Raw genomic sequence first — 16,019 nt, 5'->3', positions numbered from 1 at the left:
TGGCTCCTTGTGTTGCGGTAAGGTCATCTTGCGCGACCCCCCGTGAACGCCACCTGAACGAGCGCGAGATTCCTCAGGCCATGCGCAGCGTCATCTCGACCCGGCCGCCGCCGAGCGCCGAGCGGCCGAGGACGAGCTCGCCGTCGTGCCCGGCCACGAGGTCGTTGACGACCGCCAGGCCGACGCCGTGGCCCGGGATCTTCTCGTCGCCACGCACGTGCAACTGCAGGACGGCGCGGGTGTCGCCGAACCCCGGGCCGTCGTCGTCGACGCTCACGAACAGCACGTCGCCTTCCCGGCGCGCGCTGACCGCAACCCGGGTGCGCGCCCACTTGCAGGCGTTGTCCAGCACGTTGCCGAAGATCTCGAAGGCATCCCCCTCCTCGAGCCGCCAGGCGAGCCCGGCCGGCACATCGAACGAGAACGACAGGCCCCTCTCGGCGTAGACCTTGAGCAGGGAATCACGGATGCGCTCCAGCACCGGGGCGATGGGCAGCCAGGGCGCGAAACGCGAGGCACCGCTGGCCGCTGCACGCGCCAACTGGTGCTGGACGATGGCGTCCATCCGCGCGACTTGGTCGCTCACAGTGCCGGGCAGGTGCTCGGGCTCACCGAGCGCCGAACGGAGCACCGCCAGCGGCGTCTTCAAGCTGTGCGCGAGGAAGCTCAGGGCCTCGCGGTACTTCGTCAGGCGCGTGCGTTCCTGGTGGATCAGGGTGTTGATGCGGGTGGTCAAGGCCGTGATCTCGACCGGGTAGCGGCCTTCGATCCCGGTCTGGTCGCCCTGCTCAATGCGGCGCAGTTCGTGGGCGACCCGGCGCAGCGGCGCCAAGCCCCAGCCGAGCAGCAGCGTCTGCGACACGAGCAGTAGCACCGCGGCACCGCCCAGCCATGTCCACAAGGTGCGCTGGAACGCGGCGACCTCCTGATCGAACTCGGCCTTGTCCTCGACCACGGACAGCACCAGCGCCGCCGTCTGCGCGCGCTCGGTCCAGTTGACGCTGTATCCGATCACCAGGTAATCGCGGCCGCCGGCGGCGACGATCTCCGTGCGCCACTGGCCGATCGCGACATCGCGCAGGAATGGGGGCTCCAGCCCGACGCTGGACGGCGATTGCCAGCCCTCGCGCCGCGTGACGTTGGCGATGTTCGCGTACAGGCCCGATCCGGGGAACGACAGGCGCGGCTCGGGAAACGACGGCGGCAGGACCAGTGCGCCGCGCCGGTCGAGTTCGAGGCCGGCGAGGAGCAGGTACACCGTGCCCTGCAACTGCGCGAAGCGGGCGGTGCGCACGCTCTGCTCGTGGGCACGCTGCACAGCCCAACCCGCGCTCGCCACGAAGGCGATCAGGACCACGGTGGCGCCGACCATCAGGCGCCCGCGTATCGAATCGGGGCCCCTCATGCGAGGTTGAACCGGTAGCCCCGTCCGCGGTAGGTCTCGATCGGCGCGAGCGTGCCGCCCGGGTCGAGCTTGCGGCGCAGGCGACCGATCAACACCTCGACGACGTTGCTGTCGCGGTCTTCGTCGTGCGGGTACAGGTAGTCCGACAACTCCTGCTTCGTCACGATGCGGGCGCGCTCGCGCACCAAGTGCTCGAGCAGCCGGTATTCGAAGGTGGTCAGCTCGACCGGCTGGCCGTCCAGACGTGCGCTCTGCGCCGAGAAGTCGATCGCGAAGCGGCCGAGCGTCAGCACGTCGGACGTCGCCTGCGTCGAGCGCCGCAGCAGCGCCTTGATGCGCGCCGCGAGCTCGGGGTATTCGAAAGGCTTGACGAGGTAGTCGTCGGCCCCGGCCTCGAGGCCCACGACCTTGTCCTGCCAGCTGCCGCGCGCCGTGAGGATCAGGATCGGCGTGGCGCGGCCCTCCGCGCGCAGCGCCTTGACGAGCTCGAGGCCGCTCAGCTTCGGCAGCCCGAGGTCGACGATAGCCAGATCGACCGGGTATTCGCGCGCCAGGAAGAGCCCGTCTGCGCCGTCTGCGGCTTGGTCAACCCGGTAGCCCTCGGCTTCGAGCTGGCGCGCGAGGCCGAGTCGCAGCGTCGCTTCATCCTCGATCAGCAACAGGCGCATGTCGGCTCCCCGGGGCTTAGCCGATGACGCGCCCGCTCGCGGCGTCGATCAAGATCACGCGGACCTCCCCCTTGCCGGTCAGCACCTTCACCCGCCAGGCCGGGCGGCCGTCGGCGTCGGTCCGGTCGATCGATAGCACGCGGCCGCTGGCAACGCGTTGCGCCACGGCGGCGGCTTCGTCGCGGCCGATGTCGGCCCAGGCTGGGGCGGCCACGGCGATCGAAAGGGCGCACAGCGCTTTGGCAAGAAAATTCATGGGCAGTCCGGGCACTCGCGGTTCGGCCCCGATCGTCCCACAGGATGCGTGAACCCAGGCTGAATGCCGGGGATAGCCGCCTCGCAGCTTCGGCCTCACGTCTTCAGATGAAGCCTCGAGGGATGCTCGCAATAACCCACGCCCTCCTTGCCGTGGCCACCGGCGGAAAACATGCCGGATCGCGGGCGATGGACGAGGCCCAGTTCCACGAGCTGGTTCAGATACCGCCCGTGCTGCCTAATGCGCAGTCGCGTGCTTAGCTCGACATCGACGAGCACGAGGACGGAACTGGGCTGCAGCAGAGCAGCCGCTGGCCGAGGTCAGCTTGTGGCCGAAACCGGGCATGCCCTGAGGGTGCCAGATCGTAGGTGCTGACGGCCGGGGCCCATGCACCGCGGCTCTCCCATCCTCCGCGAGAATCTTGTCGCATGGCGAACGAAACCCCTGCTCAGTCGGCCTTCGCATAGAAGGCCTCCCGGCCCTGCAGGATTCTGCGCAGATCCTCCATCGCTTCCGATCTGGCGACCATCGGCCGCATGTCCCCTTGCTGGATCACCCGGTTCATGTGGTCCTCCGGTTGCGCGCGCAACCAGATGGTCCAGCAGTTCGTTAGCAGGATGTGCAGGGTGGCGGGTGATGCCACCAGGCCCCCGGGCGCGGCCATGACGAATTCGGGATGGGTTCGCAGCACTTCCTCCAGCGCCTGGCGCTCGCGTGCGGCTTTGCGAGCCCATCACACAGGACGGAGCTGATGCGTCGTCGGCTCCAGATCACCCCGGGCGCACTGAAGCATCGCAAGTAGCCGCCCGTCGAGGCCGGTGCCTCAGAAGCTGTGCCGGAGCCCCGCTTCATAGCCACTGGACGTGCCACCCGCTTTCGGCGCAGCCGAGCCGCCGGGTACGGCGAAGGTGGCGGCCCCCTCGTTGCTGATGCGAGACGCGGTCGCGTACAGCGCGGAGCGCTTGGACAGGTTGTACACGTAGCCGAGCCCCCACTGGGTCGCGTCCGCCGTGCCGATGTTCGTCGCGCCGACACGACCGTCGAGGTCGGCCTTCAGGTATGACAGCTTCAGGTCGCCGAGACCGATCGGCACCACCGCCGCCAGCAGCATGTTTGTCTGGCGCGGGCTGCCTAGGCTGAACCGGCGCCACGCCGCGCTCAGCTTGACGACGCCGAAGTCGTACGAGGCACCGATCGTCGCGTCCTTGAACTTGTCCGCCACGGTCGCGCTGTTCTCCGTCTGCGTCAACGCAGCGCTGACGACGATCGCGCCCGACGCGTAGCCGAGGCGCGCGCCCATGACCCTGTGCGTGCCGCTCGCCGCGAGGGCGCCTTCACCAGCGGCGACCATCAAGCCGCCGTCGATGCCCGCCGCATTGGCCGGCAGGATGTACTGGATCGAGTTGCTGGACCGCACCGTGGTGTTGGCAGCGCTGCCGAAGGTGGACCGGATCGGCCCGGCGGGGCTGGCGCTGACCAGGTTGTTCGACCCCGCGACGCCAACATAGCTGAACGGGTCGAAGCGCGTCCAACCGACATAGGACGGAACGAAATCGCGGCCCGCTCGCACTTCACCGAGCGTCCGGCTGGCAAGGCTCAAGGTCGCCCGCCGGTCGAAGAACTGATTGCCGCCCACGTTGCTGCCGGTGTCGAGCAGCATGCCCGATTCCAGATGGAAGCCGGCGCTGAGTCCGTCCCCCAGGTCCTCGATGCCGCGAAAGCCGATGCGGCTGGTCGAGTTGCTGCCGCTGACGAGCGAACTCATCGCCGCGGCGCCCTCGTTGTGCACGCTGCGCGCCGCCAGGTCGGCAACGCCGAACATCGTGACCGAGGACTGCGCCCGCGCCGACCCGGCGAGCGCGCTGAGGGCGGTGACGGCGAGGGACACGGCCAGGCGTGTGAATGGTCGGTCGATCATGAGTTGTCTCCAGTTGAGTTGTTATCGAAACGGGGTTCCCAGCAAGACCGCGGGATCATTCCGCCGTCAGCTTGGCCTTCTGCACGACGCCCTTCCACTTCACGAGCTCGCTTGCGACCAGCGTGCGCAGTTGTTCGGGCGTGCTGGTGGAGACATCGGCGCCGTGGTCCTCCATGCGCTTGATCACTTCCTTGTCGCTGAGGACCTGGTTGAGCGCCTTGTTCAGCTGGTCCACCACCGCCTTCGGCGTCTTCGCCGGCGCGAAGATGGCGTACCACTGCGTCACATCGACGCCATCGACGCCGGCCTCCTTGAGGGTGGGCACGTCCGGCAGGCTGGCCACGCGCTTGGGCCCCGCCACGGCCAGGGCCTTGAGCTTGCCGTTCTTGATGAACGGGTACGCCGTGAACAGGCTCGGGAACATGAACTGCGTCTGGCCGCCGATCGTGTCGCTGATTGCAGGCGCCGCGCCCTTGTACGGGACGCCGAGCATGACGACGCCGGCGTTCAGCTTGAAGAGCTCGGCCGCGAAGTGCGGCGCCGTGCCGTTGCCGGCCGACGCATAGGTGTACCGGTCGGGCTTCGCCTTGAGTTGGGCAACCAGGTCCTTCACATCCTTCACGCCGACCGCGGCATTCGCGACCATCAGGGTCGGCGAGTAGCCGACGAGCCCGATCGGCTCGAAGTCGTTCACCGGGTCGTACTTCAGCTTCTGCAATGCCGGGTTCATTCCGTGCGTCGCGATGTAGCCGAGCATCAGCGTGTGGCCGTCGGGCGTGGCGCGGGCGACGAACTCGCTGGCGATCGACCCGTTGGCGCCGGCACGGTTGTCGATGATGATCGTCTGGCCGAGCAGTGGGCCGAGCTTCTGGGCGATGGTCCGCGCCATCGCGTCGTTGCCGCCGCCCGCAGCAGTCGGAACGACGATGGTGATCGTCTTGGTCGGAAAGGCCGCCAGCGCGGCCGGCGCCGTGAGAGCGGTGATCCCTGCGGCGAGCGCGGGGGCAATGAGTTGCTGCAGGTTCATGGAGTCTCCTTGGGTCGGTCTTGAGAAAACGTAGTCGGGGATATGCAGTTCCCCTTGAAAGATCTTTCGGGCGGTGCGGACCAGTGAGGCCGTGCGGATGGTCGCGGTCTCGCCGCTGCCCTCGAGCTCGACTTCGACGTCGATCTGCCCCGCGGGATGCAGCACCACGATCGCGCGCTTGCCGCTCCCAGGCACGGGGCTGCTCGCCACCGTCCCCGGCAGGGCGAATGCGCTCGCGACGCCGATCGCGCCGGTCGCCGCATGGGAGGCATGGCACCGCCGGGGCGTGAAGTAGCGCGAGGTGATGCTGTCGCTGCCGTAACCGTCGCTGACCAGCACCGGCTTCGGGATCACGCTGGCCGAGACGTCGCCCAGGCCCATGCGCTCGCCGGCGACCAGCCGCAGCGCCTCTAGCCTGACGAGCAGCGCGGTGTTGGCGTCCAGCTCCGCGGGCGTCTCGGCGCCGGTGACACCCAGGTCCGCGGCTCTGACGATCATCAGCGGCATCGCCGCGTCGATGCAGGTGACCGCCGTGCCATCGATCAGGTCGATGCGCTGGCCGGTCGGGAAGACGCTGCCGGTGACGGCGCCCCAGGCGTCGAGGAAGTTGAGGCGGATCGGTGCGGCGGTGCCCGCAACGCCATCGATGCGCGCATCCCCGTCGTAGGTGATGCGCCGACCCGGCGTGTTCACCGTCACGTCGATCCGCGAGCGGGTGTTGACGTTGAACACCCGCGCCGTGGTGGTGCCCTCCGTCGCCTCGATCAGCCCCTGCTCGATGGCGAACGGCAGCACGCCCGACAGCATGTTGCCGCAGTTGGGTCGCGTGTCGACCGAGCGCTGGCCGACGCCCACCTGCGCGAACAGGTAATCCAGATCGCAGCCTTCCTGAGCCGAGCGGGAGACGATCGCCACCTTGCTGTTGAGCGTGCTGCCGCCACCCACGCCGTCGAGCTGCAACGGGTCGGACGCACCCACGGCGCCGATCAGCACCTCGTCACGGGTGGCGTCGTCCTCGGGCAGCCATTCCCGCAGGAAGAACGGACCGCGCGATGTTCCGGCGCGCATCAGGACACAGGGCAGGCTCTTGTTCATGGACGGGATCATCGCGGCCAGATACTTGCCTGTGAATTGCGTAATTGGGATCGATTGATGCACACTGTCGATCACTCCAAGGAGCCCGACGTCATGGCGATCAACTTCGATCTGAACGACCTGCAGGCCTTTCGGGCGGTGGCCGAGACCAGCAACTTCCGCAAGGCGGCGGAGGCGATCCACATCTCGCAGCCCGCCTTCAGCCGGCGCATCGAGAAGCTGGAGCAGGCGCTGGGCGTGCGTCTGCTCGATCGCACGACGCGACGCGTCAGCCTCACCGCCGTCGGACGCGAGTTCGACCGCAAGGTGCAGACCCTGCTCGACGACCTGGACAACACGTTGCTGGGCATCCGCGGCATCGCGGCGACGCGCATGGGCGAAGTGACGATCGCGTGCGTGCCGTCGACCGTCTACTACTACCTGTCGCAAGTGATCTCGCGCTATCACGAGCGCTACCCGAAGATCCGCATCAAGGTCTTCGATGCGAGCGCGAACGAGGTGCTCTCGGCGGTCGCGCGCAGCGAGGCCGACTTCGGTCTCAACTTCATCGGCAGCCAGGAACCGGACATCGAGTTCAAGCCGCTGCTCGAGGAGCGGTTCGTCGCCGCCTGCCGGCGTGACCACCCGCTCGCGAAGAAGCGGCGCGTCTCGTGGACGGAACTCGCCGCGTACGACTACATCTCGGTCGGCAAATCGTCAGGCAACCGGCTGCTGCTCGACCAGGCACTGTCCGGCCTGGCCAACGGCCCGCAGATCCTGTTCGAGGCCCAGCACGTGACGACGATGCTCGGGCTGGTGGAGGCTGGCCTGGGCGTCGCGGCGGTGCCCTCGATGGCAATGCCGGCGGCTGACCATCCGCTGCTGGTCAGCGTGCCGCTGGTCGATCCGGTCATCACGCGGCGGATCGGACTGATCCGGCGCAAGGGGCGATCGCTCTCGCCTGCCGCCCTCCAGATCTACGAGTTCTTCACCGAGATGAAAGGCCAGCGGCGCGCGAAGCCTCCCGCTTCGCGCGCCGCCTGACCGCCGAACCGGTGCGTGCGACCTCAGTGGAGTGCGCTGACCGGCAGCGTGCCGGCCGGCGTCGGAACGATGCCCGCGCCGTCTTCCTCGAGCGCCTCCTCGGTTCGGCCGTAGTCGACGCCGAGTTCGCGCTGCAAGGTCTCGCGGTCGCAGGCGTTCTCCCAGATCGACACCACGATGCAGGCCACCGCGTTGCTGATCGTGCTGGTCAGCGCCCGCGCCTCGGACATGAAGCGGTCGATGCCGACGATCAGCGCGACGCCGGCCACCGGCAGGTCCGGCATCACGGTCAGCGTGGCGACCAGCGCGACGAAGCCGCTGCCGGTCACGCCTGCCGCGCCCTTCGAGGTCAGCAGCATCACGCCGAGCATCGAGAAGATCTGCGCCCACGACAGCGTGATGTCGCAGGCCTGGGCGATGAACATCGAGGCCAAGGTGAGGTAGATCGCGGTGCCGTCCAGGTTGAACGAATAGCCCGTCGGCAGGACGAGTCCGACGACGCCCTTCTTGCACCCGAGACGCTCCAGCTTCACGAGCAGGCGCGGCAGCACCGGCTCGCTCGACGAGGTTCCGAGCACGACCAGCAGTTCCTCGCGGATGTAGCGCATCAGCTGCCACAGCTTGAAGCCATGCATGCGCGCCAGCAGGCCAAGCACCACCGCGACGAAGAAGATGCACGCCACGTAGAACGTGCCGATCAGGAGGCCCAGCGATCCGATCGACTTGATCCCGTAACGGCCGACGGTGAACGCCATCGCGCCGAAGGCGCCGAGCGGAGCCAGCTTCATGATGAAGCCGAACGCGGCGAACAGCATGTGCGAGAAGCCGTCGATGCTGTCGAGCACGGGGCGTGCAGCCTGGCCGATGCGCGTCAGACCGAAGCCGCACAGCACCGCGAGCAGCAGCACGGGCAGAACCTCGCCCTCGGCAAAGGCGCCGAAGAACGAGTGGGGAATGATGTGCAGCGCGAACTCGGTGAAGCCCTGCGGCGCCTTGTTGCCGAACTTGGCGGCCACCGACGCGTCCAGGTGCGCCGGGTCGATGTGCATGCCGTGGCCCGGCTGCAGCAGCATCACCGCCGCGAGCCCGGTGAAAAGCGCCAGGATCGTCAGGACGTAGAACAGACCCATCGACTTCAGCAACGTCTTGCCGATCTCCTTCGAGTCGTTCAGCGACGTGATGCCGCTGACGATCGTGCAGAACACGATCGGCGCGATCATCATCTTGACGAGCTTGACGAAGCCGTCGCCGAGCGGCTTCAGCGCTGCGCCGAACTCGGGCCAGTAGTGCCCGACGGTGATCCCCAGCGCCAGCCCGATCAGGACCTGGACGTAGAGGTGTTTGAGGTGTTTCATGGCGTTGTCTCCTGCGGCGGATGGCGTGCGACGGCGAGCCGGTCTGTGCCGGCCTGATGCCTCTCGGTGGCGTGGGTGGGCTAGCGCAACTTGCTGAGCACCCGGTCCACCATCACGCCGGACTGGCCGAGGTAGTTGGACGGATCACAGAGCCTGGCGAGCGCCGCGCGGTCGAGGTGCTTGTTGATCTCGGGGTGCTCGCACAGCAGGTCGAGCAGGGGCCGCTTTTCCTTCACGGCGACGCGACAGATGTCGTAGACCAGGTCGTGCGCGTACTCGCGGCCGATGAAGTTGCCCAGGCCCATCATCACGGCCTCGCTCATCACCAGCCCGCCGGTCATGTCGATGTTGGCGCGCATCTGCGCTTCGTCGACCTCCAGCCCGTCGAGCACGAAGCGCGTCTGCTTCAGCGCGCCGGCCATCAGGCAGAAGGCCTCCGGCAGGACGATCCACTCGATCTCCCACGGGCCGGTACTGCGCTCGTGGTCGGCGATCATCGCGTCCATCAACGCCGCCGCATGCTGGCGCACCACGGACACCTGCGCGTGGATGTAGCAGCTGCTGATCGGGTTGCGCTTCTGCGGCATCGTGCTGCTCGACCCGCGGCCGTGCGCGAACGGCTCGAAGACCTCGCCGACCTCGGTCTGCATCATCAGCTTGACGTCCATGCTGAACTTGCCGAGCGTGCCGCCGACCAGCCCGAGGAAGCAGCCGACCTCGGCGATGTTGTCGCGGATGGTGTGCCAGGCGATGTCGGGCTGGCCGAGGCCGAGTTCCGCCATCAGCCCGGCCTGCGTTTCCATGGCCCCGGTGGCGAGCGACGCGAGCGTGCCGGCCGCGCCGGCGAACTCGCCCACCAGCACGCGTGGACGCAGTTGCTCCAGGCGCGTGCGGTGCCGCTCGATCGCCGACAGCAGCCCGGCCATCTTGTAGCCGAAGGTCACGGGGATGGCCTGCTGCAGGTTGCTGCGGCCGATCATCGGCGTCAGCCGGTGCTTGCGCGCCAGGTCGGCCATGGTCTTCGAGATGGCGGACAGGTCGGCGTCGACGAGCGCGAGTGCCTCGCGGATCTGCAGCACGGTCGCGGTGTCGGTGATGTCCTGCGTGGTCGCGCCCCAGTGCACGTATTCGCCGAGCTTGTCGCGGCACAGGGCGTTGAGCTGCGAGACGACGCCGAGGATCGGGTAGCCGATGCGCTCGGTCTGCGCGCGCAGTTTCACCATGTCGATCTGGTCGAGATGGCAGTGGCTGATGATCTCGTCGGCCGCCTCTTGAGGGATCAGCCCGATCCGCCCTTGCACCTTGGCGAGCGCGCGTTCGATGTCGATGTACTTGCGGGTGCGGTTCTCGTCGGACCAGACTTCGCGCATCGCATCGCTGCTGAAGATGCCCTGGAAGATCGTCGAGTCGATGATGGTGGATGCCATGGTTGTCTCCGTTGCTTGAAGTGGGTACGAATCAGTGGCCGCTGCGCATCAGGATGCGTTCGGCCTGCAGCACGACCGGCCGATCGACCATGCGGCCGTCGAGCCGGGCCGCGCCGGGTGAGGCGGCCTCGGCCGCGAGCACGCGCCGCGACCATTCGATGGCCGCCGCGCTGGGTTGCAAGGCCCGATGAATCGGGTCGACCTGCTTCGGGTGAATGCACAGCTTCGCGCCGAAGCCGAAGCGGCGCGCCTGCGCCAGGTCGGCCAGCAGCCGCGCCTCGTCGTCGAGTTGTGGCGTCACGCCGGCCACCGGCGCAGCCAGCCCGGCCGCACGCGATGCGACGGCGATGCGACCCGCCGCGTAGGCCAGGCCCTCGTCGCCGGTGCCGATGTCGAGATCGAGGTCCAGCGCGAAGTCGAGCGTTCCGTACACGAGGCGGGTGACCCCGCTGGCGGCGGCGATCTGCCCGGCGGCCGCGACGCCGCGCGCGGTCTCGATCAACGCCAGCACATCGGCATCCGGCAACGCGCCGCGAACCGCTGCGATCTGTGCCGGCGCTTCGGCCTTCGGCAGCATCACTCGCGTTCCGCCCGCGTGCAGCAGCGCGCGAAGGTCCATCACGCACCAGTTGCTCGCGATGTCGTTGATGCGCACGACGACGCGGCCGCGCGCTTCCGGTGCCATGCCGGCCAGGTGGGCGGCAACCGCGTCACGCGCGCTCGACTTGTCATCGGCAGCCACGGCATCCTCCAGGTCCATCACCACGGCATCGGCCGCGCTCTCGAGCGCCTTCGCGAAGCGCTCGGGCCGATTGCCGGGAACGAACAAGTAGGTGCGGGCGACGGGAGCCTTCATGTCAGACCGCTCCGGCCGCATGCAGCGCGCGGATCGCCGCGGCGTCGAGCCCGAGTTCCGCCAGCAGCGCGTCGGTGTGTTCCCCGAGGGCGGGCACCGGGTCCATGCGCGGGCCCTCGTCCCACGTGCCGGGCGGCAGCATCGCCGGCAGCGCACCGGCCGGCGAGCCGACTTCGCGCCAGCGGCCGCGCGCCTTCAGCTGCGGATGCGCCCAGACCTCGTGCATCGTGTTGACCCGCGCGTTCGCGATCTGGGCGGCCTCGAGCCGCTCGACCACCTGCGGCGCAGTCAGTGACGCGAAGGCCTCGGTGATCAGCGCCTTGAGCGCATCGCGGTTGGCGACGCGCTTGGCGTTGCCGGTGAAGCGCGGGTCGGTCGCCACGCCGGGCTGCTGCAGCACCAGTTCGCAGAACTTCAGCCACTCGCGTTCGTTTTGCAGGCCCATCATCACCGTGCCGTCGCCGCCGGTCGGGAACGGCCCGTATGGGTAGATCGTCGCGTGGCTGGCGCCGGTGCGCGGCGGCGGCGGCGCGCCGTCAAAGGCGTAGTAGAGCGGGTAGCTCGTCCACTCGGCCAGCGATTCGAGCATCGAGATGTCGATGTGCTGGCCCTTGCCTGTCTGGCCGCGCTGCAGCAGCGCCGCCAGGATGTTGGTGTAGGCGTACATGCCCGCGGCGATGTCGGCGATCGACGGGCCGGCCTTGCTGGGTTCGTCCGGCGTGCCGGTGACGGACACGAAGCCGGCCTCGCTTTGGATCAGCAGGTCGTAGGCCTTCTTGTCGCGGTAGGGGCCGTCGCCGCCGTAGCCGGAGATGTCGCAGACAATGATCCCCGGCTTCTTCGCGGCGAGCGCCTCGTAGCCGAGCCCGAGCCGCGCGGCCGCGCCGGGGGCGAGGTTCTGCACCACCACATCGGCCTTCTCGAGCACCAGGCGTTCGAGCACCTTGGCGGCCTCGGGGTGCTTGACGTCGAGCGTCAGGCTCTCCTTGGAGCGGTTGGTCCAGACGAAGTGCGAGGCCAGGCCACGCACCCGCGAGTCGTAGGCGCGTGCGAAGTCGCCGGCGCCGGGCCGCTCGATCTTGATGACGCGGGCGCCGAGGTCGGCGAGTTGCCGGGTCGCGAACGGCGCGGCGATGGCGTGTTCGAGGGTGACGACCGTGAGGCCCTTGAGGGGTTGCATGCGGGTCGCTCCTTCAACGCAAGGTGGCGGTGGCATCCATCGTCAGCCACCCTTCATGGTCCTGCGCCCACAGGCGCACGGTCTTGCCATCGGGCTGCAGCTCGCCGTTGACGCGGAACGGATGCGGATCGAAGGTCGGCCGAACGGCCTTGAACCGGAAGCTCGCCACCTCGGCCTGCGGGAGCTCGCGTCGGAGCAGGTCCATCAACAGGGTGGCGATCAGCGGGCCGTGGACGATCAGGCCCGGATAGCCCTCGACCTCGGTCACGTACTTGCGGTCGTAGTGGATGCGGTGGCCGTTAAACGTGAGCGCCGAGTAGCGGAACAGCAGCACGTCGTCCGGCACGATCTCGCGCTGCCACGGCGCGTTCGCCTCGGCCTTCTGCGGTGGCGGAGCGATGTCACCGGGCCGTTGCGCCTCGCGATAGACGATGTCGTGGAACTCGACCAGCGCCGGCTCGGTAGCGCCGTTGGTGCGCACCTCATGCCGGACCTTGACGAACACCAGTTGGCCGGTGCGCCCGTCCTTGGTGGTCACATCGTCGATCGTGGACGTGCGCACCAGCCGGTCCCCGATCCGGATCGGGGAGCGGAACTCGAACTGGCTGCCGGCCCACATGCGCCGCGGCAGCGGCACCGGCGGGAGGAAGCCGCCGCGCTTGGCGTGGCCGTCCGGGCCGATGTGCGATTGCCGATGCAGCGGCAGGAAGTACAGCCAATGCCACAGGGGTGGGAGCGGGCTGCCCGTTGCGAGCGTGGCGGGCGGATGATCGAGCGTCGCGGTGAGCGCCATCGCGGGCGTCGGGTAGGCGGCATCTTCGACCGTCTCGCTGCGACCGATCCATTCGGTCAACGGGCTTTCTGCGTTGTGCATGGCGTCTCCTGGTAGTGCCTCGAGGCGGCAACTCATGACACGCAGTTTGACCAGCCCATGCCCAACATGGAATTGCAAGATTCGAAACGATTGATGCGCACGGAGCATCATTGGCACGACCGGTGACCGGGCGGGAACTCGACGTCCGCCTGCCGCGCGCGGGTCTAGCGAATCAGCATCGACACGGAGAGCCGAGGCGCCCTCGTCACCGGTGTTCCGATCACGTCTCGCGGGCGACCGCTTGCCGGCGCGTCAATCACCACGCGGCCAATAGCGCTGCGGCTCGACGTTCCGGGCTTCCACGAGTTCTCTTCTTATGCGCTCGTACTCGTAGCAATTCAGTTCGTAGTGGTTGCCCCACGGGTCCGTCAGATTGAAAGCCCAGCACAGATCGAAATCGACGATGTGATGCAGCTCCAGTGGCTGTCCTGACGGGTCCCTGATCGCGCCGGGCAGCGAGCGGCCGAAGGTGATGAACGCATCGGCATCGAGGTTGAACGCGATCCCTTGAGTCTGCGGGACCATGGGAATTGGTGTTCGGTGGCTTCAAACAACGCGAGCATGGTCGCGCCACCATCCGCGGAGATCTGCAGCGGACCGCCTGCAACGCTGTTGGCCCAGAAGTCAAATCTGTCGACAGGCTCAAAACCGAGATGCTGGGCATACCAACTCGCCGCCTCAGCCCGATTGGGCACTCGAACGTGGACATGGTCGAGCCTCCCCATTCTGAATTTCGACGCGCCCATCGAGGGTCCCTCTCATTCAATCGTCATGCACGCGTGCAGCATAAGGCGTGTGTCCTGCCCTGACAGACAGCGGGGACGGTACCCGCGCGCTCGAATGGCCGCACTCGCTGCGGTACCGACGTCTCGGGAATCTGCATGCCGCCTCACAACAGCGGCTCGATCCCGGCCGGCTACTTCAGCTGGACCTTGATGCCGTCGTCCAGCACCGTGATGTCGCCGATCTCGTAGGTCTTTCCTCCAAAGCTCAGCTCCTCGGACGTGAACGTGCGAAGAACTTGACCTTGCAGCAACTCCTGAGCGACCAGGCCGCCGACCTGCCGCAGCCGCTCGGCGTCCGCGCCGCCGACACCCTGCAGTTCCAGGCGCTCGGCGTTGGGCTGCTCCAGGCGCAAGGCGCGGATTGCGACGTCGTAGCGCAACGCACTGCTGAGCTCAACGGTGCCACGGACCAGGCCCGCACGCAGCAGCGGACTGGCAATCGATACACGGGCCGTGATGGCCGCGCGGTTGGCCGAGGCGTTCAGTCCGAGTTGAGGGTCGCTGAGTCCCACCGTGATGATCTGAGCGTACCGCTGTGACAGCGGAAATCGCGTCGCGATCGTGGCCTGCAGTTCGGATCGCGTGGCCGTGTATTCGCTGTTCCAGAAATTGAACCCGGCCCAGGCTCGCCACGGCAGCGCGGCGCCGAGAACTGCCACGAACAGGTGGCGGCGAGAACAGTGCGGCATGGGGGTGCATCGGGGATCGGCAGTCCGCCATTGTGCGTGCGGCGCCCCGACGCGAGCTACCGACTGAATCCGGACGGTGGATCAAGCGCAGCGATTGCCGGGGCCACGGGATCGTCAGCGGGATCCAGTCCCTTCAATCGCCCGATCACATCGCTCACCACGGCCATGTTGTCGCGACCGAGCAACCGGCTGGACCGCAGCATCTGGTCGCGCTCCAGCTCGCGCATGCGCCACTCCAGTTCCCCTATCAGCGTCATGACTTCGGTGTAGACCTTGGGCTGCTTGAGCGACGCCAGTTCGGTCATCAGGTGCTTGGGATCCTGGGCATCGAGACCGGTGCTCGAGAAGGAAGTCTGGATTCGCACCAGGCGGTTCACTCCGGAAGAGAGGACCTCCCGAAGTTCGCCGTCGGCGGTGGTCAATCGCTCGTCGATCCATTCGCGCATGCTGCGAAAACGTGACAGCGTCGCGGCGAGGCGCTCGATCCGCGGAATCGCATCCTCCAGTGGAAGCGCTTCGCCCAGTTCGACTTCCTCGTCTTCGTGCAGGCGTGCGGCGCTGGCCACCGCCTGCAGCAAGACCTCGCTGAATTCCCCGGGAACGAGCCGCTCCGCCATGCGCGCCCGAGCCAGCGGCGACTTTCCGGACTCCACCAGCGCCATCAGCCATTCGGCTGCGGCCAGGATCTGCCCGTCCAGCGCGAACGCATGGCCCGCCACGCTGCGGGGATAGCCGAATCCGTTGAGTCGCTCGTGGTGAAGCAATACGGCGGCGGCGACGGAGCGGCCCGCGCCGACCATGTCGCACAGGACACGGTGCCCGACCAGCGGATGCGTCACGATGTGGCGCCATCCTTCGGGCGTGAGACGTGAGCCTTTGCTCAGATAGTCGGGTGAGATGTAGAGCTCGCCGACGTCGTGGACGAGTCCGGCGGTCGCCAGCATGCGGTGGCGGTCGACCTGGTCCGGCAACAGACGGCGCGCCAGCGCGAACGCCAGGATCGCGACGCCGACAAAGTGGTCCAGGCGAGCCTGCTGAAACTGCGACTGCACCGTCAGCAGCGATTGCATGGGAAGCGACAGTGCCAGTGATGCGACCGACGCCGACACCGTGCGCCCACGGCTCGACGCGCAGAGCGCCTTCAGGAGCGGGTGGGCCGCCAGAAGCCGCTCTGCGACAGGCTCAAAGCTGGCCGGAATGACGCCATCGACGACCTGAACACAGTCCTCCAGCGGCAGGCGCAACTTGTGCGCCAGGAGCCGTTCGCGCGTGTTCTCGTCGATCCGCGCCCCCTTTGACAACAGTTTCATGCCGCTTCCGGAGACGATGTCTTCGGTGACCACGACGTCGCGAGTGGTCGACGTCGCGAGGACATGGCTCAGGTAGTGCGGGTTGACGGTGTCGGATGGGTTCTCCACCCTGTGCTTTCGGCGGTTGGCGCGCGCCCTTGAGAGAAATATG

Annotated in this window: 14 protein-coding genes and 3 pseudogenes; 1 reads left to right on the top strand and 16 read right to left on the bottom strand. The window is 67.7% G+C overall.

Annotated features, from left to right (window positions below; genetic code table 11):
* Nucleotides 1-73: 73 nt before the first annotated feature.
* The 7 genes and pseudogenes from ASC76_RS00315 to ASC76_RS26405 all read right to left on the bottom strand — a co-directional run.
* A complete protein-coding gene (locus ASC76_RS00315; protein ID WP_056460723.1) occupies nt 74-1,405 on the bottom strand; it encodes an ATP-binding protein in 1,332 nt (443 codons plus the stop codon).
* Nucleotides 1,402-2,073 (bottom strand): response regulator transcription factor, encoded by a 672-nt coding sequence (locus ASC76_RS00310; protein WP_056460720.1) that lies wholly within the window; start codon nt 2,071-2,073, stop codon nt 1,402-1,404. Before ASC76_RS00310 ends, ASC76_RS00315 begins: the two co-directional genes overlap by 4 nt.
* Before the next feature lie 16 nt (nt 2,074-2,089).
* Nucleotides 2,090-2,329 carry a PepSY domain-containing protein gene (locus ASC76_RS00305; protein WP_056460717.1) on the bottom strand — a complete coding sequence of 80 codons (240 nt, stop codon included), beginning with the start codon at nt 2,327-2,329 and terminating at the stop codon, nt 2,090-2,092.
* Nucleotides 2,330-2,780: 451 nt separating this feature from the next.
* Nucleotides 2,781-3,041: pseudogene (locus ASC76_RS00300) on the bottom strand (shikimate kinase); the annotation flags it as partial.
* A gap of 111 nt (nt 3,042-3,152) precedes the next feature.
* On the bottom strand, nt 3,153-4,247 hold the full coding sequence (locus ASC76_RS00295) for a porin (protein WP_056460711.1): 1,095 nt from the start codon (nt 4,245-4,247) through the stop codon (nt 3,153-3,155).
* A gap of 55 nt (nt 4,248-4,302) precedes the next feature.
* The gene (locus ASC76_RS26410) at nt 4,303-5,274 is read right to left on the bottom strand and encodes a tripartite tricarboxylate transporter substrate binding protein (protein WP_305815375.1); all 972 of its coding nucleotides are present in this window, start codon (nt 5,272-5,274) and stop codon (nt 4,303-4,305) included.
* Nucleotides 5,275-5,322: 48 nt separating this feature from the next.
* Nucleotides 5,323-6,369: pseudogene (locus ASC76_RS26405) on the bottom strand (4-oxalomesaconate tautomerase); the annotation flags it as partial.
* Between the two features lie 93 nt (nt 6,370-6,462).
* Between ASC76_RS26405 and ASC76_RS00285 the strand changes: the two are divergent.
* On the top strand, nt 6,463-7,392 hold the full coding sequence (locus tag ASC76_RS00285) for a LysR family transcriptional regulator (protein ID WP_056462954.1): 930 nt from the start codon (nt 6,463-6,465) through the stop codon (nt 7,390-7,392).
* 23 nt (nt 7,393-7,415) lie between these two features.
* On the opposite strand, the gene dctA is transcribed toward ASC76_RS00285, so the two are convergent.
* From dctA to ASC76_RS00245, 9 genes and pseudogenes are all read right to left on the bottom strand, one after another.
* Nucleotides 7,416-8,747, bottom strand: coding sequence for a C4-dicarboxylate transporter DctA (dctA, locus tag ASC76_RS00280; protein ID WP_056460707.1), 1,332 nt, complete (start codon nt 8,745-8,747; stop codon nt 7,416-7,418).
* An 80-nt stretch (nt 8,748-8,827) separates the two neighbouring features.
* The gene (gene pcaB / locus ASC76_RS00275; protein ID WP_056460704.1) at nt 8,828-10,174 is read right to left on the bottom strand and encodes a 3-carboxy-cis,cis-muconate cycloisomerase; all 1,347 of its coding nucleotides are present in this window, start codon (nt 10,172-10,174) and stop codon (nt 8,828-8,830) included.
* 31 nt (nt 10,175-10,205) lie between these two features.
* Nucleotides 10,206-11,030: a CoA ester lyase gene (locus ASC76_RS00270; protein WP_056460701.1), complete on the bottom strand. Its 825-nt coding sequence runs from the start codon at nt 11,028-11,030 to the stop codon at nt 10,206-10,208.
* Between the two features lies 1 nt (nt 11,031).
* On the bottom strand, nt 11,032-12,210 hold the full coding sequence (locus ASC76_RS00265) for a CaiB/BaiF CoA-transferase family protein (protein ID WP_056460698.1): 1,179 nt from the start codon (nt 12,208-12,210) through the stop codon (nt 11,032-11,034).
* A gap of 13 nt (nt 12,211-12,223) precedes the next feature.
* Nucleotides 12,224-13,084, bottom strand: coding sequence for a MaoC family dehydratase N-terminal domain-containing protein (locus ASC76_RS00260; RefSeq protein WP_056460695.1), 861 nt, complete (start codon nt 13,082-13,084; stop codon nt 12,224-12,226).
* Nucleotides 13,085-13,336: 252 nt separating this feature from the next.
* Nucleotides 13,337-13,609 (bottom strand): hypothetical protein, encoded by a 273-nt coding sequence (locus ASC76_RS25975; RefSeq protein WP_056460693.1) that lies wholly within the window; start codon nt 13,607-13,609, stop codon nt 13,337-13,339.
* A 32-nt stretch (nt 13,610-13,641) separates the two neighbouring features.
* Nucleotides 13,642-13,809 (bottom strand): annotated as a pseudogene (locus ASC76_RS26475) (VOC family protein); the annotation flags it as partial.
* Between the two features lie 191 nt (nt 13,810-14,000).
* Nucleotides 14,001-14,558: a hypothetical protein gene (locus ASC76_RS00250; protein WP_056460690.1), complete on the bottom strand. Its 558-nt coding sequence runs from the start codon at nt 14,556-14,558 to the stop codon at nt 14,001-14,003.
* 56 nt (nt 14,559-14,614) lie between these two features.
* The gene (locus tag ASC76_RS00245; protein WP_056460687.1) at nt 14,615-15,976 is read right to left on the bottom strand and encodes an HD-GYP domain-containing protein; all 1,362 of its coding nucleotides are present in this window, start codon (nt 15,974-15,976) and stop codon (nt 14,615-14,617) included.
* Nucleotides 15,977-16,019 lie beyond the last annotated feature (43 nt).

This window comes from Rhizobacter sp. Root404 (assembly GCF_001425865.1).
GTDB lineage: Bacteria > Pseudomonadota > Gammaproteobacteria > Burkholderiales > Burkholderiaceae_C > LMDS01.
This window is presented reverse-complemented; position numbering and strand designations above follow the sequence as displayed.